The following is a 24,032-nucleotide window of genomic DNA, read 5'->3' as shown; positions in this document are numbered from 1 at the left end:
CAAGTTGTAAAAACATAAGTATGTATAAAAATATATTAGTAATTGTAGCCCTAACACTAATGGGCTACTCTACCTCTTTTGCACAGTTGTCTACCAGAGAAAATTCTGAAAACAAATATTCCCTAGGGACTCGTCCTCAAAAAGGGAACTTAGGTATTTATCTAGGAACAGGTTTTAAGCAAACTAAAAAATGGATAGACGAAGATATCTCTGTTGAACAATTACCTTTAATAAACTTTAAATACTATCTAAAGGATCAATTTGTTCTTCGCCTTGGTGTTAAGTACTTTAAGAATCAAGAAGATATCAATGGAGATGTTGAAATTGGAGATATCGCTCAAATGATTGGCAATAAGAATGAATCTGAATTCTTCCTAACACCTGGTTTTGAAAAACACTTTTCAAACAGTAATCTTGTCGATGTGTACATAGGTGCAGAGCTTCCCTTTGGTAGAAATACAAACAGTATTGAGTTTGCCGAACGGTATAGCACAAATGGTGATTTTAGAAAACAAGAACAAACAAAATCAAGCTTTGTATACGGATTTAACTTCTTTACCGGTGTTCAGTTTTTTATAGCTGATCTACCTTTAGCTTTAGGTTTAGAATGGGGTATACGAGGACTAAACGAAAGCCATCTCGAATATAAAACAGATGAAACTTACTCAGTAGATGGTGAGATATTTTCTCAGACTTACTATTCAACTGAGAATGACATTAAAAAATATAAAGAACTGGAACATAAAAAATTCAATATTGAATCTGATTTTGCGGTTTCAATTTCTTACTTCTTCAAATGGTAAATGTTATGAACATAGATATAATAAAACATGTTATCTTTTTAGGGATTTTACTTTCACTAAGCTCATGTATTGGAACACGATCTTCACAAAGGTTAATGAGTTCTCCTTTTGCACCTACAAGCGTTGAACTACAAACCAGTTTAAATGACTATATCCTCGTCACTAATAAAGAAATATCAATCGAATATGTCAGTTACTTAGGAGTTTTTAGAAATATTCGTAAAGTAAATGATAGCGTATTTATCCCATATAAAAATAAAGGAGTCGAAATAAATCATGCAAATTGGAAAGGTATTAAATCTATCTTTCGATTTGCGTTAACTGATTTAGTCGAGGAATACCCAGATATTGATGTATTTATACCAACTTACTTAAAAACTGAAAGTCAAGATATGTTTTTCGGTAAACTTAAGAAACAAACTCTTAAGCTAAAGTGTTATAAATATGCCCACTAATAATTCTTAGTTAGTATCAAGATTGCGGGTGATTTCTTTTTATCATCCGCTTTCTTATATTCCTAAAAATGAATCCAATATTACCTAAAAATGAAAAATTCAGTTCTATTAATGATCGTGTTTGGTTTCCTTTTCACGGCATGCGTTGAAAACTCTGAGCAAGATAGTTTATTAGTATTTGTAAACCCTGATGATGGAATTATGAATGTCAATTCTGAAGAAATCGTTTCATTCCGATTAATTTCAGAATCAGAAAATTACATTAACCAGGTCAAAATTAGCATGAACATTGATAATAAAGAAATTGTCAATTTATTAGACTCTACACCAAACAGGTCTGCATTTTTTCACAATTTTGATTTTAAAACACCTTTTTGCACTGAAAGTAGTCAGTTAAAGTTCCGGTTTGAAATTACAGATAGTCATGCTAATATTAAAACAACCGTGCGTATCTTAAATGTGAACCCTAAAGAACAAGCTCTTGAAGAAAGTACCGGGCATGTATTCTACTCTTATTATTCGGGCAGAACAGATGCTTTTCACATAAAAAACAAGGAAGCTTTGATTGGAGCTTTACACGATAAAAAAAAGCTATATATACAGGATGATACAACTTTCAGAGAAGACGAAAACACTTTATCGCGTAAATGGGTTTCTCCTGCTGGAGGTCGATTTCTTAAGTTTAATCAACTCGATTATGCCAATGCTACTTATAATGATGCAAAGAAAGTCTTCGATAGCGGTAATCCTCTGGAATATGTTGATAACTTAAGCGATGGAGATATTATAATAGAGAAATTAGATGGTATTTATTATATCATTCGTCTTGTTCAAATAATTGATAATAATGGTACTAATAAGGATTGTTATTATTTCAATATAAAACAACCTTAAGAAACATTTTTATTTTGTTTTACATGATAAAACATATAGCTATTACTCTATTTCCTCCTACCATAGATTTTCCCTTTGGGAGGAGAACTTCTACCATTAAGCTATCCTGTTAAACTGTCAACCTAAAAAGAACACTTAAATAATAAGATCAGTAATTATTCACAATATATCAAATTATTAACATTAGATATTAATTTTGATTAATATAATTTTCAATTATCTTCACATAACAATATTACAGAAGAATGTTATGAACCGATTTTTAGTTGTTGATGATGAAGATAAAGCCCGAGCGGTATTGCATAAACTGCTTCAACTTGTAGAACCTTATTGTCAGGTTACTGAAGCAAATTCAGCTGAACAAGGCATTACACGTTATTTGGAATTTCAACCTGATCTTATTTTTCTGGATATTGAGATGCCACATAAAAATGGGTTTGAGCTGGTTCAAGAATTAATTTTAAGTGGGGAATCACCCAGAGTTGTTTTTATTACGGCTTTCAATCAATATGCCATTCAAGCGATTAAGGCCTCAGCTCTTGACTACCTTCTAAAACCCATAAACGAGAATGATCTCAAACAGTGCATCAATCGTGCGAAGTTAATTGACAATAATAAAAAAGACAAAAACAAATTAGACGACTTAATTAATCGTCTCAACATGAATAATCGACTCAAGGTTAATACACGCACAGGATTCGAAATTATCAAACAAGATAATATTCTTTACTGCGAAGCAGACGGGAACTACACCAATATTTGCCTAACTAATCGGACTAAGCTCACAACGGCTACAACTCTAGGTATTATTGAAGATCAATTAATCTCAGATTTATTTTTTCGGGTAAGTCGCTCCATCCTAATTAATCTAGACTATCTAAAATCGGTTAACAGAAAAGATAAAGTATGTCATCTGCAGATCGGAGGAGAATGTATTACACTTCCCCTTTCGTGCAGTCGAGTTCAAAAACTTGCTGAAATATTTTAAAGTATGCTAAAAAGGCTAGCTCAGAAAAGTATACAATTCTTAAGTTCTCCCTGGGGAATATCTTTGTTTCTGGCTATTCCACTTTGGTGGTTGACCATTGATCATACCAGTCAGTACGAAATAAAAAAAATGGACGAAGGCATGCTTTCTAAAAACCGCATGAACTTCTGGATAGATCTTGACAGTGATGGTATAACCGAAAGATTACATGTCTATCCCTTCAAAAAAGATTTTTACTCCATACCTATACACAGAGTTAACAATGATATTTGTGTACAATACAACATCAGAGGAAGCTTAGCTTACACACCTAAAAATTCCATCTCATTTGGCGATTTCGATATTAATGGCTTTAAAGAGATTTATACTATATCAAATTGTGGTGACAGTCTTTTCTTAAATGTTATTGAACCCTTAGGTAAAGGAGAAATTATTAAAGAACGATTTATGGGTTTAACCCGTAATGGAAAAGCTGGCTATGACTATGAGATTAAAGACTCTCAATTATACGATGTTGATGGTGATGGTAAGAAAGAATTTGTCACTCTAATTTCGGGTGGTTTTAACCTTTACCCAAGGCACATGTATATTTATGATATAGAAAAAGATAAACTCAAAAAATCAGACTATCTGGCTTCTAAAATTTATGGCTTTAATATCAGTGATATCAACGATGATGGACATCCTGAATTCCTAATAACCAATTCGGCAGCTGGCAATATGCGTCCACCACTACCCACACCTAATGATTACAATGCCTATTTGTATATTCTAGACCAAAACTTAAAGCCATTAATTAAACCCAAAATTTTTGAAGGAGAAACGCAACAGTTAGAAATGTCTCCGATCTCAATTGAAAATAGAAATTACTGGCTAGCTTTTAGTTCTTGCAGCTCGAAACTCAACGCAGTTGGATATAATTTCTATCTCTACAATTACAAAGGTGAGGTTCTAAAAAATAAACATTTTCCTTTTAATAATCCCAAGTCATATTTGAGGTTAAGACAATTTAAATTAAACAATAAACCAGAATGTCTCGTTTTAAAATCAGATGGAACAATCAATAAGTTTGATCGTGAATTAAACCTTAAGCAAATTAGCAAAATAGATGAAAAGATATCAACCTATTTTCAGTCTATTGACTTAGATCAAAATGGGAAAGATGAAACACTGACCATAAGTAATAATGGTCAAGAACTGTATGTCTACCGAAATGGCTTTAAGCGGCATGAAACATATGATATCGACTGTATTCCAGGCAAATATTACGCCTCCATTATTCTTGGAAAATATAACCATCCTGCATTTTATCTGCAGGTAGGTAATCAATGGTTCGAATTTATTTATCGAAAGATATCTTACTACTATCTTAGAGTATTTGGTATCATATCAGGAATATATACAGGACTCTTCGTCTTAGTATGGGGCATTCAATTCCTAACAACAAGTCGCGATCGAAGAAAAAAAAGATTAGCCGAATTACAACTCACCAACTGGAAAAACCAGTTGGATCCTCATTTTACTTTCAATACTCTTAATTCAGTTGGAGCAGTCATTCTAAGTGAAGATCGAGATAAAGCTTACGATTTCTTCACACGATTCTCAAAGCTTGTTAGATACGCTCTTGAAGCTTCTAATAAGGTGTCAGTAAGTATAGAAGATGAAATCCATTTCATAGAACTTTATCTTCAATTAGAGCAATTTCGATTCAACGATAAATTTAACTATACAATTGACGTTTCAAAAGAAGTCAATCGATTTACACAAGTTCCTAAAATGCTACTCCAAACCTATGTTGAAAATGCGGTTCGTCATGGCTTAATGGATAGAAACACGATGGGCTTATTGAAAATCAACATCTTTAAAGAAAAAGGATATCTCATATTTCAAGTAAAGGATAATGGAATTGGCCGTGTAGCTTCGAATCGTAAAAGAAGATTAAGTAATGGTATTGGAATGAAGGCCATGAAAGAGTATTTTGAGCTTCTAAACAGCATCAATTATAAGAATATTAGTCTCGAAATCAAAGATTCCGACGAAACTAACATTAAATTCCCTGGTACGATAGTAACAATCAGGATTCCTAAAGATTTCTCCTACGAATTATAGTCTTTCTGGAATAACATTTAATGAATATTCTTAACTATTTTTGATTTTCAATTCAGATTGATATGAAACAATTGACAAAAACCAGAAAGTTCGAAATAATTGGTGGGATTCTAGGAACAATTGGAGGGTTCTTATATTGGAAATTTATTGGATGCAGCAGCGGTACCTGCCCTATTCAGGCTAACTGTTACTCTATGATACCATATGGACTTGTTTTAGGAATTCTGGTGGGAGGCTTATTCAAACCTAAAAAGAAGGAATAAACACGTTCAAGGTAGAATTCAGCTTCTCATTCAGGAATAATACTTAGTTTTGTTTTTCAAAACAGAATTCATGAATTACAATCACAAAAAGAAAATACAAATTCGCTTTGGCGATATCGATATCATGGGCCATGTGAACAATGGCGTTCAACTGAGTTACCTCGACTTAGGACGACTGGATTATTTCGAACAAATATATGGACAAACCATTAATTGGAATGATGCGGCTCTTATTGTTGCCCATCTTGAAATAGACTACTTGGCTCCTATCCTCTTAAAAGACAAAATTGAAGTGCACACTTGCATCCATAAAATTGGGAATAAAAGTGTTAGTCTGAGTCAGAACATTGTGGACACAGTTACAGGCGATATCAAAACCACTACAAGTCAGGTCATGGTTGCTTTCAGTCAAAAATTAGGTAAAAGTATTGCCGTACCTGAAACATTGAAAATTAGAATCAGAGAATTTGAGGATACCGTTATTGGGTAACAGCATCAATTCCAAATATAAAAAATGCGCTAATCTCTAAAAGTAGATTAGCGCATTTTTTCAAGAACTAAACTGTTACGAGTTCGTCTTGAAAACTACTTTCTTGTTCAAGCAATAAGGTTTCTGATGGTGCATCACAAACCTCGCTTGGCCCAAAGTATTGGATGGGACCAGGATAAATATAATCGCTATTAGTGGCCCACTCTTTTCTTTTTGATCGGAACATTAAAAACGGATTCCCTTTTAAATCTACCAGAGCTTTTTGAATAACTGGTTTTTCATGTCCATTACGTCTCTCCATATTCATCATCATGGTAATGGGCACACCACCAGCTAACCACTTATCAGAATTACCAGATGTATTTTTAATAAAAGCCATATAGCCTGTTTTGCCCGAATTAATGAGCAAAGCAGCCGTACAACCTAAGGAGTAGCAGTAATCAGCATCGAAGTTAGATGGTGCAGCACAACGCCCCTCATAGCCAAAGAAATGATTCTGTGCATTGAACTTGCCGTGGAATGATTGATCCTTATCCAAACGATCAGTTACCATATCAATCAGTAATTTCTCTGTTTCAATTTTAGAAACCTGAACATTGCCATGAGGATCTCTATCTAAAGTCAATTGTTTTGCAAAGGAATCTGGTAAGCTTGAGTAGACTTTAGCAGACTCTTCACTTAAAAGGCCTGTTATAAAATCTCTTTTCTCCTGACTTGTTGGAAGTTTATTATATTCTGGTTTCGAGGCCAAAATATCGTTTAATTCACTTATTAATTTCTTTATTGATGGCATAAATTCAACCAAGCCTTCTGGAATAAGAACGGTTCCAAAATTTTCTCCTTTATTCGCTCTCTTCTTAACAACCTCGGCAATTTGACCGACAATTTTATTTAAAGTGAGCTTGTATTTTTCAATCTCTTCGGATATAATGGCAATATTGGGTTGTGTTTTAAGAGCACACTCAAGACTGATATGTGAAGCCGAACGGCCCATTAACTTAATAAAGTGCCAATATTTCTTAGCAGAATTCGCATCCCTCTGAATGTTACCAATCAGCTCGCTATAAACCTTACAAGCGGTATCAAAACCAAAAGACGTTTCTATAAAACTATTCTTTAAATCTCCATCAATGGTTTTGGGACAACCAATGACCTGAATTCCAGCTTTTTTTTCTTGAAAATACTCAGCAAGTACACAAGCATTGGTATTGGAGTCATCGCCTCCCACAATAACAAGTGCGTTAATGTTATTTTTCAAACAATTAGCTATCACCTTATCATAGGAAGCCTCATCTTCAATCTTTGTTCTCCCAGAACCTATGATATCGAATCCACCTGTATTTCTATATTCGCTAACGATTTCGGAATGTAAATCAATAAAAGAGTTATTTAGCAAACCATCGGGGCCTCCAATAAATCCGAATAATTGATTTCGATTATTCAATTTTTTAAGACGATCGAAAAGTCCTGAGATGACATTATGCCCTCCTGGAGCTTGCCCTCCGGAAAGAACGACGCCGACATTTAAAATTTGATTTTCAGAAATATCACCAGCTTCAAAAGTAACTAATGGCAGACCATAAGTATTGGGGAACATTTGCTTGATGGCTGCTTTATCAGCTATGGCTTCACTGGCTTCACCAGTTATCAAGGCAACATTTTCTTCTAATGATTTGGGTAATTTGGGAATATACTTGGACCTAGCCTTTTGCAACGGACTTTTAATCATTTTTCGGAAATTAATCTTAAATCAAAAATGGTTGAAAATGTTGAAATACATAGGAAACAACTCCTAAATACCTATTTCAAACGTTTGCGGCAAATGTCGGTAAAATAAATCTATCTGACAAGATAAAACTAAACTGTTTAGTTACAGATCATAATAAATCTGATTAATTATGACAGATTAGACTTAATTTATGATTTTATAGGGTCGCAGAAATGAATCCAAAACTAATTTAGATTCTGGGATATAAGTCGAAAAGGCTTAATGTAAAATGAAGTTTTACTAATCTTCCAGGTAAAGATCAATTAAACCTTCAGGCGTTATCATAGTGATGGATTTTTCATCCTCATCGATTTCGATAAAATTTTCTTCAGCAAATGGAATCATGACTTCTTGCCCATCCAAATCCAATACCAAAACGATATTACCTGAATAATCCTGAACATCTTCAATAATTCCGATTTCACCTCTTTCTTCATCGATATAAGTAAAACCGATTAAAGCACTCGCTTCAAGCTCGTCCTTGTCTTCAAAAAAATCGGGAGCATCCTTAAAAGGGACGTAAATGTTACAACCAATAAATCGGGTTGCTTTTGCCTCATCCTCCATATCCTCTAAAAGAATACGAACGGTGGCATGGTTTCTTGGGGTTAAACCGTTGGGAGTAATGAAAAAAGGAACCAGTCCTCCATCGATATCGATAAGGACTGATTCCAATTTATATTTTTCGAGAAGATCGCTAGATTTCTTTGCTACAAGTTCACCTTTTACTCCATGAGTTTTGACAAAACTCCCAACAAAAAAACAATCTTCCTTCTTAAACATGCAAAATAAATTAAGCTTCAGTAGATTCTGTTCCTTCTTCATTTGCAGCTTCTGCAGGAGCATTTTTAGCAGCTTCAGCAGCAGCAATTTCAGCAGCAGCATCTGCAGCTTTCTTTGCAATAGCTTCAGCTCTATCAGCAGAAACTTTAGTCTCAGCCTCTAAACGAGCTTTAGCAGAATCAGTTGCAGCTGTAGAAAGACCTTCTTTCTTAGCATTGATTTTTGCTTCTTTCTCTTTCTTCCAAGCTTCGAATTTTAATTCAGCAGTTGCTTGGTCAAAAGAACCTTTTTTAACACCACCTTGTAAATGCTTCATCATCATTACACCTTCGTAAGATAAAATAGCTTTTGCAGTGTCAGTTGGTTGTGCTCCATTGTTTAACCAAGTCAATGCTTTGTCAAAGTCCAGGTTAATGGTAGCTGGGTTTGTATTAGGATTGTAAGATCCAATACGCTCAATGAATTTACCATCACGTGGCGCTCTGCTATCTGCTACCACAATGTGGTAAAATGGTCTACCTTTGCGACCATGTCGGGCTAATCTAATCTTTGTTGCCATAGCTTCTTTTAAATAAATAGTTATAAACTTGCTTTTATTAAGCGCGACAAAGATACATGTTTATTTCTGATATAAAATAGCTTTCTCAAATATTTTCAATCACTTAAAAGAGAGATAGATTGCTTAATTACAGGTCTCAAATCAATCCTGTCCTAAACGTTTTTCCACTATCATTATCAAGCCCGATGCTGTAGATTGATTCCTTTATCCTTATTTTTCCTTTACCTTCTTTGTACGCCGTAGCAGTTTTTCTGCGAAGGAGGCCTTTATCCCTGAATACCCTGCTACTCCTGATATCTTTCTCAAAATTTACTGCAAATCAACTCCGTATCATCTTCGAATTTTATTGGACTTAATACGGAGATTATCCATACGTCTTATGGAAAAAACCCAGAGATATTATGGCCAAATTTCCCAACTTTCAAATCAGCGGGCACATGTAAAATGAGCCAAGAATAGAGACCGTAGAATTCTCACGAAATAGTGAAGCACTGAACTTTAAATTGCTCTAAACGAGTAATATGCGACGAGCTCAACGAAGTTAAATGTAGTAAAGAGACTTCCGCTTGAGGCGGATATCGCTTTATTTTAAGCGCAACAGAGAAAAGAAAAAGTAAACCAGCGATTTTTACAGCTTATTTACATCCTGAAAATTGACCAACACATTTATATTTTAAGTCCTCTTAAATACTTTCGCCTGTAAGTACTAAAAAACTTAAAAAAAACTATTTTTGTTTGATATCAAAAAAAGACAGCGATATGCTAAAAGGAAGATTCTCTCAATTATCAAATTTCAATCAAATTCTGTTAAGCCTAAGTTTGGTTGTAGGTTCAAGCTTCATCCTTCTTTTTATAGGATCACTACTTTGTTATCTATTCTTTGGTATCAATATCATGACTGATACGAATGCCCTTGATATAAATGGAGCGAATCCAAATATCCCAGCTCTTAAATTCTACCAAGCTGTCTATTCTACTGGCATGTTTATCATACCTCCCTTTATTATCGCTTATCTTATTTCTTTTAATGTGGGAGCTTATCTTAAAATTAATCAGAATGCTAAGCTTTCAAGCTTTTTTCAAGCCTTTTTACTTATTCTTGTTTCACTTCCTCTAATAAATATGATGGGAGAACTCAATTCTCAAATTCATTTTCCAGATTTCCTAAATGGAATTGAGCAATGGATGAGAGAGACTGAAGAACACGCTGCTCTTGTCACCCAGAAATTTCTAAAAATGGATCATTTAGGTGACCTATTAAGCAACCTCCTTCTAATAGCTGTCATTCCAGCTTTAGGAGAAGAACTTCTTTTCAGAGGGGTGCTTCAGAAGCAATTTTCAAAAATGACGGGAAGCATACATTGGGGAATCTTTATATCAGCAGCACTTTTCTCAGCTCTGCATATGCAGTTTTTTGGTTTCTTCCCTCGCCTTTTTCTAGGTATGCTATTTGGTTATCTTTTAGTTTGGACAGGTTCGTTATGGGTCCCGATTCTAGCCCATCTTGTCAATAACGGTTTAGCAGTAACAGCCAGCTATTTTATAGGTAAAGGACAATTACCTCAAGAAGCTGATAGCATTGGTTCATCTAATCTTATGTGGGAAACAAGTCTTATTTCATTAATCTTGTTCTCCGCTTTAGTTTACCAATTATTCAGAACTAGAAAAAGGCAGATTGAGAGTTGAATATTCAGCAGACTCAAGCTGTTTTTGTCTCTCTAATTCTGATTTTCTCCATACATAAACCAAACCATAACGGCTACATATCTCGCGACGTTCTTGTTCTGGCATATCTTTATAATAAGATTCAACCTCGTTCCAAATATCAAGAATGATTTGATCAGCCTCATAACGTCTCTGAGCCACTTGTTCAGAAAATCGTTGTGTATTACTTTGTAAGGTCTTTTGATGATTATACGCATCTCTAAACTTATCACAGTTTACACGCACCAGAGCTATAGAAGGACTATAAATTGGATTGCCTCCTGATGCAATACGTAAACGTTCCCCCTCGATCAATTTTTGTCCCCATTCAATCAGCTTAATATCTTTAACTAAATTGGGAATACTTTGAGAATTGATAATTAAACCATAAAATTCTCTTACCTCAGGCTTTAACTCCTCGCGGGCAATCGTAAAATTTAAAACTTGAATGAAGTGCGAAACATAGAGTCTAGCCTTTTTTTGCCTCTCGTTATATTCCTTACTTTTTATAGATTGTTCGGCAATTGCTTGATGGTGATTCTTTATTGCCAATTCAAAATGAGGTAAGAAATCATGAAGCTTTCTAAGTAGAATAAAAGAAAAACCTAATTCGGAAGACGATAAAATCTCTCCCATATCTTGCGCAGAACGCAAAGCTCTAATTCGAGCTAAATCGGTATTTGGCAATCGTCGGTAGGGCATCTTCGAGTATCTTTAAGATTGATTAATACGAAGGTATGAAAAACTTATCAATTCAAAAATTCATCATAAACTTAACATAGATTTGTTTTATGAACAGCAACAGAACCCTCATCAAAGCGGGCTCTTGATAAATTAAAGGCAAAAAAAAGCTGCCCGCAAGGGGGCAGCTTTTAATAATATTAAAAGTCTATTAAAGACTAAATATCTTCAACAGCTTCAAGAATAACAGTTACATCATTTACACTACCATTATAATATTTATAAGTAACAGCATAAACATCGCCTACAGCAACTTCATAATTGTTTTTAATAATCTTGGCAAGCTTCTCAAGAACCACCGCTTCGTCTTCATCAAAATTGCCATATTGGCTATTGCCTACAAAAGCATAATCATCAGAACTTAAAGTGAACGTTACAGTCGCAGCTTTTTCTGAAACAACAAATTTGATTGGAGGAACAAACAACCATGTTTTATCTTTATAAGCAACTAAAGAGCTACCTACAACAGTAGTTGGAGTTAGATACCACCCTTTTTCTTTAGAGAAAGTATATTCTGAAGCTAATAACTCTTTATCACCAGCATTATGATAGAGAATATATGCAACAATCTTAGTTGCTCCATCTTCTTCATACTTATAAGTATTATTTAACCAAACAGGCAAATAATGAGCTGGCTCATCAGAAGTTGAAAAATTATTGTATTTACCTGGATATCCAGAGTCAGTCCCCATTGCATCATAATCATCAGATGTTAATCTATAGACTGTATCTTCTACGCCCCAACTCGTACCATCATAAGCGTAAAATTCATAAACTGAATTTATATACATAGATCCAAGTCTGGCAAAATCTAATGCATCACCTTCGGCAGTACATTTAAAACGCAAATACTTAGTTGATGCTGATCCGTCATAAACATCATACTTCACAACATATGTAATTTCATTTCCTGAAGCATCTTGAATTGTAGCATCTGGATACTTATTTTTCAACACAAGAATCATAGATTCGACCATACGATCATAGATAAGATCTTTTAAATCGTTCTCTGCCATATTCTTATATGCATCATAAGCTGCCCATTTACTAGTTCTAGCATCATAGTTTTTATTGTAGGAATTAGCTCCATAATAATACTCAGAAGTACCATATTTAGCCTCAACTAAGTGCTTTTTTGCATCATCAGCCTTTACTGCATCAATAATCACTGTATACTCATCAGCACCCATCACCAGGTATTTAATTGCATCAATAGACTTACTTGCTTGTAAAGCTTCTATTCTTAGTACATCCCCCTTAACTGGATTAGATACTGCTGCTTCTAAAAGTGTGGGTATCTGGCTTGAAGCAGAAAAATTAGAAGTATAAGCCCCAAGGGTTTTCACTACATCATTAACCACATCATATTCAGCTTGACTTACTTCATGCTTCATTTTATAGCCTGCAAAAGCATCAGAATATCCTCTGTAAAAATTATAATTTACAGTATATTCAACACCAGCTTCGCCATAAAGCTTCTTATTTGTTAAGATTTCAGGTAAGTAATCAGCAACAGTTGCAGAACCTGAGAAGTTCTTATAACTGCTCACAGTCTCGTTTGAAGATAGTGCATAATCTTCTTCAGTTAAAGTATACCCCGTTTCAATCACTGTTTTATCAGAGAAAAACTTAGCATCAATTACCTTTTGTGCATTTGCTGCATCTACCTCATCGTAAGCATCCTCCATTGGATCACAAGAAGTGAAAACCAAAGCAAGGAAAGATGCCATATATAATAATTTCTTCATCTTTCTATTTTTTTATTAAACAAAAGTCTGATTAAAATTTAATTTTAAGACCTGTTGACCAAGTTCTCCCAAATCCGTAATAAACTAAAGCTTCGTTGGTTGTATGAGTTAATCCATCAGTAGCTTTAGAAACATACTCTGTATCAAACAAATTATAAACATTTGTATTTAAAGTAGCATTAAGACCAGCGATCTGGAATTTGTAACGGAAACCAGCATCAACTAGGCCAGCTTCAGGCATTTCCCATGAATCACCACTGGTTGAAAGATTAGTTCTCTTAGTAGCATCAAAATCAGCATAATGATTACCATAGTAGGTATAATCAACACTTAAATTTAAGTTTGGAAGAACTTCATAATCAATAGAAGCAGCGCCTGACAATTGAGCAGAGTTACCAACATGTACATCTTTTAAATATGCAGTAAATTCCCCAATTTTCACTTGATTATCGTCAAAAACAGCAGCATTTACATCATCTTGGTAAACCCAATCACCTACAGATAACATTGCACGAACAGTCAATTTCTTAGACGGTTTGTATTCTGCATCAATCTCAATTCCTTGGTGAAGTTGATTTAAACCTGAAATATTAACGAGTGTTCCACTTAAATTTTTAACTAGACCTCTATCTTTCCAATTGGTACGATATAAAGTCACATTGGCACTGAAATTTGGAGCAGTATAACCGTAACCAATTTCAGCAGTAATGATTTTTTCATACTTCACATCCTTATTCACTTCATTTGTATTATTCAAGAATACATTTGACATATAAGGTGTTCTTTTTACGTATCCTCCATTTACAAATACATTATGAATAGAGTTAATTTTGTAATTGAATCCAGCTTTCACATTCCAAGGCAAGAAATCTTCCCAATCAGATTGTTGGTTTCCTGGTTCATATAAGAAATAATCAGTACGTCTATATGCCTTTCTAGAAACTGCAGCAGATAAAAATCCTGAAAAATTGTCAGCTGCATATTCTGCTTGACCAAAAAGACCCGTATACAATGCTTCACCATCGTTATAGTAATTAATCTTATCGTCAGCCTTCAACCATGTATTTGCATCACGATTTTTGTTTCTATCATTTAGAAAGAAAGCTCCTCCTAATAAATCATGAATTTCATTATAATGCTCTCCTTTGTAGTAACGAGCATCTATACCTGCAGTGAAGGTATATTGATTATATTCATGAGTTAAGGTTGATAACAAACCATACCATGAGTGATTATTAACAGAATTAGCAATAACCGCTTGAGAACCTAAGGCAGTAGATGCAGCATTAATAGCAGCAACACCATCGAAATCCAATAAACCATCAGGAGTTCTCATTGTAACATCATAATCTTCACCTGTACTATAATTTACGCCTAGTAATTTAGATTGAGTTCCATAAACACGGCGTCCACCGCCAGAACCTACAGATGCGTATAGAGAAGTGGTTAAAGATGTTTTATCATCCATATTCCAATAATGGTTCAATTGTGCTTGAGGTTTGTGGTAATAGTTGTAACCATATGCACCACCATAAATCTTGCCTTCGCGCATACCATAATCAGAATTGTATTTGAATTCATCTTTATGATCGCGATATTGTTGGATTGTATGCTTATTTCCACGTTGATTATGCCATTGTGGAGCACCAGTAATCATAAAAGACAATGTGTGCTTATCATTAATGACTTTCGTAATATTGGCAAAATATGACCAAGCATCAAAATCAGTTCCTTTTACGTAACCATTACCATAAGTATGAGAACCCAAAAGTGTCACAGCCCAACCATTATCCAATAATCCAGTCGATAAAGAAATCAGCTGTTTTCTAAGACCATCGTTTCCGATACTACTTTTAACAACACCACCTTTTTTAGCATCTGTTGATTTAGTTAAAACGTTAATTGTACCTCCTACTGAAGAAAGTCCTAATTTAGAAGCACCTAAACCACGCTGAACCTGCATAGTACGTGTAACATCCGAGAGACCTGCCCAATTTGACCAGTATACCTTACCCGTTTCCATATCATTAACAGGAATACCATTAATTAAAACACCTACGTTATTTGAATCAAAGCCACGAATATAAACCGAAGCATCTCCAAATCCACCACCTTCTTTCGAAGTATATACTGATGGTGTTGATTTTAGAATTTCAGGAAATTCCTGAGTTCCTAACTTATTCTCAATTAATTCTGCAGAAACTGTTGACACCGAAATTGGAGTTTGACGGTCAGTTACGATAGAAGCCATTACACTGACTTCATTTAAACCAACAGCATCAGATTCTAATTTAATAGTACCGAAATCTTGTGTTCCATTTAAAGTAAGTTCCTTGTCAAGGAAACCCACAAAACTCACTAAAAGTGTTTTAGTTCCATCAGGGACCTCAAATACAAAGGCTCCATCAAAATCAGTAACAGTTCCTGTTGCTGTACCAGGAATAATAATAGAAGCACCAGGCAAAGTTTCATTGGTACTACCATCTACAACCACCCCTTTCACAGTGGTTTGAGCAATAGCTGCAACAGACAACATCATAAGTGCTGCCATTGACAAAATACTTCTCATCGCTTTTTTCATAAAATGAATTGTTAGATTAGTAATTTTGTGGCGGTTAATCCACAGAAAAACGTTTCACTCTCATTAAGAGTTTTGGATCACAAAAATGGTTGTGAATTCAATTGCTCTCACAATTAAATTCGTTAACAAAAGTCGTTAGTTAAAAAGAAATTAACAAAATTTAAGAATTCTATTTTTGCTCATTCATCGTTTTTTTTCGAAGGTTTATCGAAAAAAATAGCATACCGTCATTTATTACAGACTTTTACCTCCGAATTACAGATTGAGATTGGGGAATTTATATCTCCAAAAAAGGATTTTTAAAATGGGTGAATGAATATAGTCTTTTTTAGCGAACATAAGCGTATCATTTTGATTTAAAGAATATAGGCTGTTAAATACTTAAAACTGATATAAGCTGGAAGCCTTTTATAAATGGCATTGAAAGCTTTTTTTTAAAGTGTCTAAATATGCCCTTACACAAAAAAACTTCATCACTCAATAAATGATGTTCATCAATTCACAATTTGATTATTTTAATTTCCACTCATATTTATAGAACTTCTACGCTACAAATCAATACAATTAATCGAGTAATTGTATTAATTCAATCTTAAGATATTAAATAGAAAACGTTTCCTTAAAATTTAATTTGGCAGATTTGCTGAATTCAAAAAAATAAACTGTACTTTTGCAGCCGCATTGAAAGAAGCGCAACCAATTATAAAACAATGATTTTAACAAGGTTGTTGATTACTTTAAATGTCCAATATTGATTGCAAAATAATTCTGAAAACATTCAGACGACTATCATTTCGCAATTGGTATTAAACATCATCATGGAGATAAGTTGTGATTAAGATCTGAAATTTGTGATTATCTCCTTAGTTAAGCTAATAAGAACATGAGAAAACTAAGAAACATTGCCATTATCGCCCACGTAGACCATGGGAAAACAACATTGGTTGATAAATTGATAATGCATAGCAACATTTTCAGAAAGAATGAAACTCCAGGTGAGTTGATTCTTGACAACAATGATTTGGAGCGTGAACGAGGCATTACTATTCTATCGAAGAATGTTTCTTTAGAATATAAAGGTGTTAAAATCAATATTATTGATACGCCTGGTCACTCCGACTTTGGTGGTGAAGTAGAACGTGTATTGAATATGGCCGACGGTGTACTACTACTGGTAGATGCTTTTGAAGGAACCATGCCTCAAACTCGTTTTGTATTACAAAAAGCATTAAACTTAGGTCTAAAGCCTGTAGTGGTTGTAAATAAAGTTGATAAGCCTAACTGTCGTCCTGAAGAGGTACAAGAGCAGGTATTCGACTTGATGTTTAACCTTGAAGCAAGTGAAGAACAACTTGATTTCCCAACCATTTATGGTTCGGCGAAACAAGGCTGGATGTCTACTGACTGGCAAAAGCCAACAACTGATATTTCTGCTATTCTTGATGCGGTTATCGAATTTATTCCTGAGCCTAAAACTATCGAAGGAACACCTCAGATGTTGATTACATCTCTTGACTTCTCAGCTTATGTTGGTCGTATTGCTGTAGGACGTCTTCACCGTGGTGAGTTGCGCGAAGGTATGAATGTGACTCTGGTTAAACCTGACGGTAGCATTAAAAAACAAAAAATTAAGGAACTACACGTCTTTACTGGTCTTGGTAAAGAGAGAGTACAATCAGTAGCTTCAGGTGAAATTTGTGCACTAGTGGGTATCGATGGTTTTGATATTGGAGATTCAATCTGTGATGTTGAGAATCCTGAGCCTTTAAAGCCAATTGCTATTGATGAGCCAACAATGAGTATGCTATTTACCATTAACAATTCTCCTTTTTACGGACAAGATGGTAAATATGTAACTTCTCGTCACCTAATTGATAGACTAAATAAAGAATTGGAAAAGAACCTTGCTCTTAGAGTTGAGGCAACCGATTCAGCAGACTCATATATTGTATTCGGACGTGGTGTCCTTCACTTGTCTGTATTGATTGAAACGATGCGTCGTGAAGGTTACGAGATTCAGGTTGGTCAACCACAAGTAATCATCAAAAATATTGATGGTGAAAAATGTGAACCAATCGAGATTTTATATATCGACCTTCCAGAAGACGTTTCAGGTAAAGCAATTGAGATTGTTAACCAACGTAAGGGTGAAATGTTGACTATGGAACGTAAAAATGACCGTATTCACCTTGAGTTTCAAATTCCTTCACGTGGTATTATTGGTTTAAGAAATCAACTGTTGACTGCTACTGCGGGTGAAGCTGTGATTTCACATCGTTTCCTAGAATATATGCCACACAAAGGTGCTATTCCTGGACGTATTAATGGTTCATTAATCGCTATGGAAACAGGATTGACTTTTGCTTATGCCTTGAACAAACTTCAGGATAGAGGAACTTTCTTTGTAGCTCCAACAACTGAAATTTATGAAGGACAGGTAATTGGAGAAAACAACCGTGCTGGCGACTTAGTTATAAATGTTACTAAAACTAAGAAACTAACCAACATGAGAACTTCAGGTACTGATGATAAGGTAAGACTATCTCCTCCAATCATTCACTCTCTTGAAGAAGCGTTAGAATATATCCAAAATGACGAATATGTTGAGGTTACGCCAAACAATATCCGTTTAAGAAAAATTCAGCTTAAAGAAACTGATCGTAAAAGATCTGGAAAAGCTTAATCAGATTTTAAGTTTAGATATATAAAGAGCCTTTGAGAAATCAAAGGCTCTTTTCTGTTTGTATGGGGTTGACTATTATTTAAATAATGATCAATCTATTTCTTCACTAACTTACGAGCAACTCGCTTGCCATCATTCATATCAAAATTAATCAGATACATACCTTTAGGTAAATGACTTAAGTTTATATTTTCCTTAGGTCTTTTAATATCGATCAGAGTTTTTCCTGTTAAGCTAATCACTCGCACACGAATCACATCTTCTTGATTTGTAAGATTTACAATATCTTTTACAGGATTGGGATAAAAGCTCGGTTCTTTCTTCGTTATATCATCCAACTGATCTGCAGGCGTATTTATAGAATAAAGCAAGTTGGTAGTATTACTATCGTAAAATGGAGGGTACGCAGGAGTATCTGCTTTTACAACGGGAATCGAAGCCAAAAGCAGAACAATTAGTAAGAATAGATATTTTTTTACGAGTAAAAGTCTCAGCATATGTTTCTTTTTTGAATACCATTCAAACTGTCCAACAAAATAGCTAGTATATAGATATCTTTCGCAAGATAATAATTTAAAGCCTAGCATCTCTAAAAAAATATTATTTCCCATTTTTTATTATTCGACCCACATTCATAACCAACTGGTAAATAGCATTTTTAAATTTAAAAACATTAAATTTAGTAGACTATATCTTCAGATAACCCATTAACTACATCCTATAATGAGTGAATATAAAAGTCTTAGTATAAAAAATTGGGCATTAGAAGATCGTCCTCGCGAGAAGATGATGTATAAAGGCTCAAAGAGTCTATCTACAGTCGAATTATTAGCTATTATAATTGGTAGTGGTAATCGCAATCAATCGGCTGTAGAAGTAGCTAAAATACTGCTTGCTGATAATAAGAACGACTTGAACGATCTTGCTAAAAAATCAATTCATGACTTAACAAAGACTCCTGGGATTGGTTCTGCTAAGGCTATAAGTATAATAGCTGCTCTAGAATTGGGTAGTCGACAAAAATCATTCCCTTCCAAACAAAAACTGAAGATTACCAGTAGCATGGATGCCTACGAAAGGCTTCAGCCCTATGTCGAAAACCTAAGCCATGAAGAATTCTGGGTCATCTATCTCAATCGAGGCAATAAGATTCTAGAGGTGAAAAATGTGTCCTCAGGTGGTATTACAGGAACAGTTTTCGATATGCGATTGGTATTTAAGGATGCGATTCTACTTGAATCAACCAATATAATCCTATGTCACAACCATCCATCAGGTAATCTAACACCGTCTGAAGCAGACAAGGATTTGACCTCTAAAACAAAGAAAGCAGGAAAATTAATGAGTATTGAAGTGCTTGACCATCTTATTATTGCTGATCAAGGTTATTACAGCTTTGCCGATGAAGGACTACTTTGATTATCAATTAGTGATTAATAATTTTCAATTGATAAATACTAATCGTTCATTACTAATTAAATATTAAAAGCGATAGTATAAGCCTACTGTGAGTGAGGCAGAAGTGATTTTATCAAAACCCAGGTATCTGTATTTCTGCAGATCTGTCAATTCAATATTCTCATCTACACTCGGCTTTACCTTCTTCTTTTCGAGTTTCTCTTCAAAGTTTGGAATATAAGTCAACTTTAAATTGACATCAACAGCCAATTTCTTACTAACGTTATACATGAAACCCACATTGGGCATTAAGCCAATTTTATTGGTCGAAACAGTGTGTTCTTCTTTTTCAGGCGAGTAGGTGTTGGTAGGAATAGATTCAACGTGATTACGATAGAGGAAGTAACCAAACCCAAGTGATACATAAGGTCTGAAATCCAAATCGTAAGCCTGTATAAAATAAGTCCCGGTAAAAGTGATTGGAATAATTTGATAATTTACATCATTCTTTCTTCTCACATCCCCATTCCAATATGCATCATCTTGACCAAAATTCATATAACCTAGAGAAAATCCCACCGCTAATTTCTGATTCAAGAGCATCTTAGCATTTAAACACAAATCAGTTCCCAGACTACTCTCATCGGCAAAATTGCTCAAAGGTTTCACCACTCCCCCATTTAAACCAACAATAAACCTATCGTTTTTATTGTAATACTGAGCAGTAAGTGAACAGGAAAAAAAAAGACCTATGAATGCAAGTAGTAAAGTTTTCATGGCTAAAAAAAGAAACCTGACAGTTGTAACTTTTATTAGTTAAAAACTGTCAGGTTATATTATAAGGATTATTCAATCACTTTTAGTTCTTTACCAACTTTAATGAAAGCAGCTAAAGCTTTATCAAGATGCTCTTGAGTATGAGCAGCTGACAATTGAATTCTAATACGAGCTTGCTCCTTAGGAACAACAGGGAAATAGAATCCTATTACATAAATACCTTCTTCAAGTAATTTTGCAGCAAACTGCTGAGACAAAACCGCATCGTAAAGCATAAGTGCATTAATTGCAGACTCTGAAGGCTTCACATCGAAACCAGCTTCGCGAAGTTTTGTTGAAAAATACTGAGCATTACTCATTACCTTGTCTCTTAAGTCGGTTGAAGCCGATAGCATATCGAATACAGCGATTGACGCACCTACGATAGCAGGAGATAGGGAATTTGAGAACAAATATGGACGAGAACGTTGACGCAACATATCAATCACCTCTTTTTTACCTGTAGTGAAACCACCTAATCCACCACCAAGCGCTTTTCCTAAAGTTGATGTGATGATATCAACACGATCCATACAATTGTGATGCTCGTGAGTTCCACGTCCGGTTTTACCAATAAATCCTGAAGCATGGCTATCATCAACCATTACCAAAGCATTGTACTTATCGGCTAGGTCACAAATTTCGTTTAGTTTAGCGATATCGCCATCCATAGAGAACACACCATCTGTAACAATAATTCTAAAACGCTGAGCTTGAGAAACCTTCAATTGAGCTTCCAAATCAGCCATGTCAGCATGCTTGTAACGGTAACGAGCCGATTTGCTCAAACGTACCCCATCGATAATGGAAGCATGGTTCAATTCATCAGAAATAATGGCATCATCCTTACCAAAAAGTGGTTCAAAAACCCCACCATTAGCATCGAAAGCTGCTGCGTAAAGAATAGTATCTTCCGTGCCAAAGAATGTCGCAATCTTTTGCTCCAATTCTTTATGAATATCAGTAGTTCCGCAAATAAAACGCACCGATGACATACCGTAACCATGAGAATCAAGACCTTTTTTAGCGCCTTCGATTACTGCAGGATGAGATGATAATCCCAAATAGTTATTGGCACAAAAGTTTAAAACTCCGTCACCAGCATTCACCTTAATCTCAGCTCCCTGAGCCGAAGTGATGATTCTTTCATTTTTGTACAAGCCCGATTCTTTAATCGATTCGATCTCTTCAGCCAAAAATTCTTTGAATTTACCGTACATAAGTATTAGTTGTTTAGATATAATTGTTCAAATAAAAGATTACAAATTTATAATTTTATGCTTTAATATAATATTTAAATCCGAACCAAAATTACAATAAAAAATCAGCTCCGAATTAAATCCCGAGCTGATTTTAAACATTTTAATTAAGAATAAAAAAAAAGCCCTGACGTCAGAAAAGACAACAGGGCTATATTTTACCAGATATATTCAACAAATTCAGGATGATCGATAAAAGGATTCCGATTACCTTGAATTTCGAATATGGTTTGATTTCTTTTGATTTCGAAAGCATCAACAGGATCTTGTTTGTGCCATTCTAATAATGCCGATAGTTTTCCAATATTAGGACCAGATCTAGACACTCTATCGTTTAACTCCAAATCGGGGTTGCCATTATATCCTTCGTAACGCACAGCCATATAAAACATCATGCGTGCCACATCGCCTTTCACCGCATCGCGAGGCTCCCAAGTCGTCGATGTATAATAACAGCCAGTAGCTTCGCTATGTGGGCTCCCACCCTCACCAAAATACTTATTTGAGCGTGCTGTATTCACGCTACGGTCGGCTGGTCGCAGATGATGAATATCGGTTGAAGCTGGCTTAGATATGTCCGGATCACCACCAAAACCAAGCGACTTGGCCCATACGTGCTCACGATTCCAAACATCATCTCCATTATGTCCGTTATCCTGAGTATTTTTATTTTGAGATCGACCTGTGTAAAGTAATATGATATTGTTCGGATTTTTAGGATCTTCATCGGTTTGTTTTAAAGCATCCCAAACATCAAAGCTCGACGATGTATAAGGCAATACCTTATGATTGTCAATCAAATCGTGTAGCTCACTCTTTAAATTAGCCGACTTAACACCGTCAATATCTTTATAATAATAATTGTAGCTTGAAATATTTTTAATATCAATAGTTCCTAATTTACTACCTTTTGGCTCCTCTGGGCCATCATCGGGAGCAGTGCAGGAAAAGGCCAAGCTAGCAATTATCAGTAGGGAAAACAAAAATCTTTTCATAGCGGTTTTGTAAGTTGAATTATCGGTTTTCTGTTGTCATATTACTACTATAAACAAACTGTAGATATCTATTAACTGATAACAGACAACCCAATATTATTTATTCTCTACAAAAATATAGTTTGCAAAATCAGGGAAATCGATAAACGGATTTCGATTACCTTGAATCGAATATATGGTTTCGTTTCGCTTTGTTTCGAATGCATCAACAGGATCCAACTTATGCCATTCTAATAGGGTCGATAAAATACCATGATTGGGATCCTCATTGTCCAAAGGATTATTAGTCAACTCTAAATCAGGATTACCATTTTCACCTTCATAACAAACAGCCATATAAAACAACATACGAGCAATATCTCCTTTTACAGCATCTCGAGGTTCCCATGAGTCTGAATCAGTTCTACACTCCTTGGCTTCGCTATGAACGTTTCCACCATTGTCGAACCACTTGTTTCCTCGAGCTGAATTTACAGTTGCGTCAGCTGGACGAAGGTGGTGTAAATCTACAGAAGCCGGCTTTGAAGTACTCGGGCTCCCCCCAAAACCTCTTGATTTAGCCCAAACATGCTCACGATTCCAATAATCGCCCTGATTATTCTTCGCCTTATTTGCTTTAGGTATTGATGTTCCCAAATAAAGCAATATCACATGATCCGAATTATTCGGATCTTCGTCAGTTTGCTCCAAGGCACGCCACACATCCATATCCGAACTGTTGTCGGTATATTCAAGCTCTATATGTCCTTTAATGATATTGTGCAAAGCAGTTTTCAGATCTGATTGCTCATATCCAGTTAAGGATTTATAATAACCAGAATAAGCAGTTGCAAATTCATTCGGTTTTATTTCGTTATCGCTGTTGCTATCTCCACATGAAAAAGTGAAGCTTGCGATCAAAAGAATCAATAATATCTTGCGCATATTCTTAATAATGTGTAATTAATGATTAACAATTAGTAATAATATCAATCACTAATTGTTAATTACTAATT

At 34.9% G+C, this 24,032-nt stretch carries 21 protein-coding genes; 10 read left to right on the top strand and 11 right to left on the bottom strand.

Translation table 11 applies throughout. The annotated features are described in order from the left end of the window. Nucleotides 1–20 precede the first annotated feature (20 nt). The 7 genes from DWB61_RS00940 to DWB61_RS00910 all read left to right on the top strand — a co-directional run bounded on the left by DWB61_RS00940 (nt 21) and on the right by DWB61_RS00910 (nt 6,002). Complete coding sequence (locus DWB61_RS00940) at nt 21–803, top strand: hypothetical protein (protein ID WP_125028992.1); 783 nt, start codon at nt 21–23, stop codon at nt 801–803. Nucleotides 804–808: 5 nt separating this feature from the next. Further along, a complete protein-coding gene (locus tag DWB61_RS00935; RefSeq protein WP_125028990.1) occupies nt 809–1,258 on the top strand; it encodes a hypothetical protein in 450 nt (149 codons plus the stop codon). Between the two features lie 90 nt (nt 1,259–1,348). Beyond that, nucleotides 1,349–2,152, top strand: coding sequence for a hypothetical protein (locus DWB61_RS00930; protein ID WP_125028988.1), 804 nt, complete (start codon nt 1,349–1,351; stop codon nt 2,150–2,152). A 250-nt stretch (nt 2,153–2,402) separates the two neighbouring features. After that, entirely contained in the window at nt 2,403–3,140 is a 738-nt protein-coding gene (locus tag DWB61_RS00925) for a LytR/AlgR family response regulator transcription factor (protein ID WP_125028986.1), read from the top strand. 3 nt (nt 3,141–3,143) lie between these two features. Further along, entirely contained in the window at nt 3,144–5,249 is a 2,106-nt protein-coding gene (locus DWB61_RS00920; protein WP_125028984.1) for a sensor histidine kinase, read from the top strand. 62 nt (nt 5,250–5,311) lie between these two features. Further along, the gene (locus tag DWB61_RS00915; protein ID WP_125028983.1) at nt 5,312–5,512 is read left to right on the top strand and encodes a hypothetical protein; all 201 of its coding nucleotides are present in this window, start codon (nt 5,312–5,314) and stop codon (nt 5,510–5,512) included. Nucleotides 5,513–5,582: 70 nt separating this feature from the next. Continuing rightward, the gene (locus DWB61_RS00910; RefSeq protein WP_125028981.1) at nt 5,583–6,002 is read left to right on the top strand and encodes an acyl-CoA thioesterase; all 420 of its coding nucleotides are present in this window, start codon (nt 5,583–5,585) and stop codon (nt 6,000–6,002) included. Between the two features lie 67 nt (nt 6,003–6,069). On the opposite strand, the gene DWB61_RS00905 is transcribed toward DWB61_RS00910, so the two are convergent. From DWB61_RS00905 to DWB61_RS00895, 3 genes are all read right to left on the bottom strand, one after another. Beyond that, the gene (locus DWB61_RS00905) at nt 6,070–7,731 is read right to left on the bottom strand and encodes a diphosphate--fructose-6-phosphate 1-phosphotransferase (protein WP_125028979.1); all 1,662 of its coding nucleotides are present in this window, start codon (nt 7,729–7,731) and stop codon (nt 6,070–6,072) included. Between the two features lie 279 nt (nt 7,732–8,010). Further along, nucleotides 8,011–8,553, bottom strand: a complete 543-nt coding sequence (gene rimM, locus DWB61_RS00900) for a ribosome maturation factor RimM (RefSeq protein ID WP_158614342.1) — start codon at nt 8,551–8,553, stop codon at nt 8,011–8,013. A gap of 10 nt (nt 8,554–8,563) precedes the next feature. Further along, a complete protein-coding gene (locus DWB61_RS00895) occupies nt 8,564–9,112 on the bottom strand; it encodes a 30S ribosomal protein S16 (protein WP_125028975.1) in 549 nt (182 codons plus the stop codon). 759 nt (nt 9,113–9,871) lie between these two features. Between DWB61_RS00895 and DWB61_RS00890 the strand changes: the two genes are divergently transcribed. Beyond that, a complete protein-coding gene (locus DWB61_RS00890) occupies nt 9,872–10,798 on the top strand; it encodes a CPBP family intramembrane glutamic endopeptidase (protein WP_125028973.1) in 927 nt (308 codons plus the stop codon). Here the strand turns inward: DWB61_RS00890 and DWB61_RS00885 are convergent. From DWB61_RS00885 to DWB61_RS00875, 3 genes are all read right to left on the bottom strand, one after another. Further along, complete coding sequence (locus DWB61_RS00885; protein ID WP_125028972.1) at nt 10,763–11,518, bottom strand: hypothetical protein; 756 nt, start codon at nt 11,516–11,518, stop codon at nt 10,763–10,765. The genes DWB61_RS00890 and DWB61_RS00885 overlap by 36 nt on opposite strands. 197 nt (nt 11,519–11,715) lie before the next feature. Beyond that, on the bottom strand, nt 11,716–13,305 hold the full coding sequence (locus tag DWB61_RS00880; RefSeq protein WP_125028970.1) for a hypothetical protein: 1,590 nt from the start codon (nt 13,303–13,305) through the stop codon (nt 11,716–11,718). 31 nt (nt 13,306–13,336) lie between these two features. Continuing rightward, nucleotides 13,337–15,886: a TonB-dependent receptor gene (locus DWB61_RS00875; RefSeq protein ID WP_125028968.1), complete on the bottom strand. Its 2,550-nt coding sequence runs from the start codon at nt 15,884–15,886 to the stop codon at nt 13,337–13,339. 883 nt (nt 15,887–16,769) lie between these two features. Between DWB61_RS00875 and typA the strand changes: the two genes are divergently transcribed. After that, a complete protein-coding gene (gene typA, locus DWB61_RS00870; RefSeq protein ID WP_125028967.1) occupies nt 16,770–18,569 on the top strand; it encodes a translational GTPase TypA in 1,800 nt (599 codons plus the stop codon). Between the two features lie 95 nt (nt 18,570–18,664). Here the strand turns inward: typA and DWB61_RS00865 are convergent, their stop codons facing one another. Then, entirely contained in the window at nt 18,665–19,066 is a 402-nt protein-coding gene (locus DWB61_RS00865; RefSeq protein ID WP_158614341.1) for a T9SS type A sorting domain-containing protein, read from the bottom strand. 226 nt (nt 19,067–19,292) lie between these two features. Here DWB61_RS00865 and radC point away from each other — a divergent pair, with 226 nt between their 5' ends. Then, nucleotides 19,293–19,988, top strand: a complete 696-nt coding sequence (gene radC, locus DWB61_RS00860) for a RadC family protein (RefSeq protein WP_125028963.1) — start codon at nt 19,293–19,295, stop codon at nt 19,986–19,988. Nucleotides 19,989–20,051: 63 nt separating this feature from the next. Here radC and DWB61_RS00855 read toward each other — a convergent pair whose 3' ends face one another. From DWB61_RS00855 to DWB61_RS00840, 4 genes are all read right to left on the bottom strand, one after another. Continuing rightward, complete coding sequence (locus DWB61_RS00855; RefSeq protein WP_125028962.1) at nt 20,052–20,744, bottom strand: OmpW family outer membrane protein; 693 nt, start codon at nt 20,742–20,744, stop codon at nt 20,052–20,054. Between the two features lie 68 nt (nt 20,745–20,812). Continuing rightward, nucleotides 20,813–22,003: a glycine C-acetyltransferase gene (gene kbl / locus DWB61_RS00850; protein WP_125028960.1), complete on the bottom strand. Its 1,191-nt coding sequence runs from the start codon at nt 22,001–22,003 to the stop codon at nt 20,813–20,815. 197 nt (nt 22,004–22,200) lie between these two features. After that, nucleotides 22,201–23,037 carry an endonuclease I family protein gene (locus DWB61_RS00845; protein ID WP_125028958.1) on the bottom strand — a complete coding sequence of 279 codons (837 nt, stop codon included), beginning with the start codon at nt 23,035–23,037 and terminating at the stop codon, nt 22,201–22,203. Between the two features lie 96 nt (nt 23,038–23,133). Next, nucleotides 23,134–23,961: an endonuclease I family protein gene (locus DWB61_RS00840; protein ID WP_125028957.1), complete on the bottom strand. Its 828-nt coding sequence runs from the start codon at nt 23,959–23,961 to the stop codon at nt 23,134–23,136. Between the last annotated feature and the right edge of the window lie 71 nt (nt 23,962–24,032).

The sequence above is a fragment of the Ancylomarina euxina genome, from assembly GCF_003863355.1.
Lineage (GTDB): Bacteria > Bacteroidota > Bacteroidia > Bacteroidales > Marinifilaceae > Ancylomarina > Ancylomarina euxinus.
Note: the sequence above shows the minus strand (reverse complement) of the source record. Positions and strands in the feature narration are given on the sequence as shown.

Coding starts and splice junctions, on each gene's coding strand:
- DWB61_RS00940 (WP_125028992.1), top strand. CDS start 21: ATGTATAAAAATATATTAGTAATTGTAGCCCTAACACTAATGGGCTAC.
- DWB61_RS00935 (WP_125028990.1), top strand. CDS start 809: ATGAACATAGATATAATAAAACATGTTATCTTTTTAGGGATTTTACTT.
- DWB61_RS00930 (WP_125028988.1), top strand. CDS start 1,349: ATGAAAAATTCAGTTCTATTAATGATCGTGTTTGGTTTCCTTTTCACG.
- DWB61_RS00925 (WP_125028986.1), top strand. CDS start 2,403: ATGAACCGATTTTTAGTTGTTGATGATGAAGATAAAGCCCGAGCGGTA.
- DWB61_RS00920 (WP_125028984.1), top strand. CDS start 3,144: ATGCTAAAAAGGCTAGCTCAGAAAAGTATACAATTCTTAAGTTCTCCC.
- DWB61_RS00915 (WP_125028983.1), top strand. CDS start 5,312: ATGAAACAATTGACAAAAACCAGAAAGTTCGAAATAATTGGTGGGATT.
- DWB61_RS00910 (WP_125028981.1), top strand. CDS start 5,583: ATGAATTACAATCACAAAAAGAAAATACAAATTCGCTTTGGCGATATC.
- DWB61_RS00905 (WP_125028979.1), bottom strand. CDS start 7,731: ATGATTAAAAGTCCGTTGCAAAAGGCTAGGTCCAAGTATATTCCCAAA.
- rimM (WP_158614342.1), bottom strand. CDS start 8,553: ATGTTTAAGAAGGAAGATTGTTTTTTTGTTGGGAGTTTTGTCAAAACT.
- DWB61_RS00895 (WP_125028975.1), bottom strand. CDS start 9,112: ATGGCAACAAAGATTAGATTAGCCCGACATGGTCGCAAAGGTAGACCA.
- DWB61_RS00890 (WP_125028973.1), top strand. CDS start 9,872: ATGCTAAAAGGAAGATTCTCTCAATTATCAAATTTCAATCAAATTCTG.
- DWB61_RS00885 (WP_125028972.1), bottom strand. CDS start 11,518: ATGCCCTACCGACGATTGCCAAATACCGATTTAGCTCGAATTAGAGCT.
- DWB61_RS00880 (WP_125028970.1), bottom strand. CDS start 13,305: ATGAAGAAATTATTATATATGGCATCTTTCCTTGCTTTGGTTTTCACT.
- DWB61_RS00875 (WP_125028968.1), bottom strand. CDS start 15,886: ATGAAAAAAGCGATGAGAAGTATTTTGTCAATGGCAGCACTTATGATG.
- typA (WP_125028967.1), top strand. CDS start 16,770: ATGAGAAAACTAAGAAACATTGCCATTATCGCCCACGTAGACCATGGG.
- DWB61_RS00865 (WP_158614341.1), bottom strand. CDS start 19,066: ATGCTGAGACTTTTACTCGTAAAAAAATATCTATTCTTACTAATTGTT.
- radC (WP_125028963.1), top strand. CDS start 19,293: ATGAGTGAATATAAAAGTCTTAGTATAAAAAATTGGGCATTAGAAGAT.
- DWB61_RS00855 (WP_125028962.1), bottom strand. CDS start 20,744: ATGAAAACTTTACTACTTGCATTCATAGGTCTTTTTTTTTCCTGTTCA.
- kbl (WP_125028960.1), bottom strand. CDS start 22,003: ATGTACGGTAAATTCAAAGAATTTTTGGCTGAAGAGATCGAATCGATT.
- DWB61_RS00845 (WP_125028958.1), bottom strand. CDS start 23,037: ATGAAAAGATTTTTGTTTTCCCTACTGATAATTGCTAGCTTGGCCTTT.
- DWB61_RS00840 (WP_125028957.1), bottom strand. CDS start 23,961: ATGCGCAAGATATTATTGATTCTTTTGATCGCAAGCTTCACTTTTTCA.